Source organism: Aminobacter sp. P4_D5, from assembly GCF_056401815.1.
Genome location: NZ_JBFUIP010000935.1, coordinates 1 through 626 on the forward strand (window position 1 = coordinate 1; position 626 = coordinate 626).

Annotated in this window: 2 protein-coding genes; one reads left to right on the plus strand and one right to left on the minus strand. The window is 69.1% G+C overall.

Annotated elements, in window-relative coordinates; genetic code table 11:
* A partial coding sequence (locus tag AC1DWF_RS35885) for an anthrone oxygenase family protein (RefSeq protein WP_476843217.1) occupies window positions 1-371 on the plus strand: 371 nt, incomplete at its 5' end.
* Here the strand turns inward: AC1DWF_RS35885 and AC1DWF_RS35890 are convergent.
* Window positions 372-626 (minus strand): JAB domain-containing protein (locus AC1DWF_RS35890; protein WP_476843218.1); only part of this gene is annotated, 255 nt, incomplete at its 5' end.

A 626-nucleotide genomic window follows, 5' to 3' on the forward strand; every position in this document is an offset into this window, starting at 1 on the left:
AGCCCGGCGCGGCGGTGGCGGCGATGGCCTCGATCAACCGAGCCATCCTCAGCTCGGCCTTCATGCCCCTCTTCCTGGCGACGACCGGCTCGGCGCTGGGACTGGCCGTGCTGGCGCCCTTTCACTGGGACGAACCGGAGACGCTGCTGATGCTTACCGGCGGCCTGATCTACGTAATCGGCATGTTCGTCTGCACGGTCGCCTTCAACCTCCCGCTCAACGACGCGCTCGCCGAGGCCGATTCCACGGGCTCGGAAGCCGGTGCTGTCTGGATGGGCCACCGCCGGGACTGGACGCTGTGGAACCACGTGCGGACAGCCTCGGCCACGATCGCGACCGCCTGCTTCATCGCGGCCCTCAAGGTGGCATGATCAGAGCAACCCCTTCGTTCGCATCGAGAAGGGCGTGCCACGGCCGACGACCAGATGGTCGAGCAGCGTGATCCCCAGCGCGGACGCCGCGGCCTTGATGTCGCGCGTCATCGCGATGTCGGCCTGGCTCGGCGTCGGATCGCCCGAGGGATGGTTGTGCGCCAGGATCAGCGAGGAGGCGTGCAGCTCCAGCGCGCGGCGCACCACCTCGCGCGGATAGGCCGGCGTGTGGTYCACCGTGCCGCGGCCCATCAC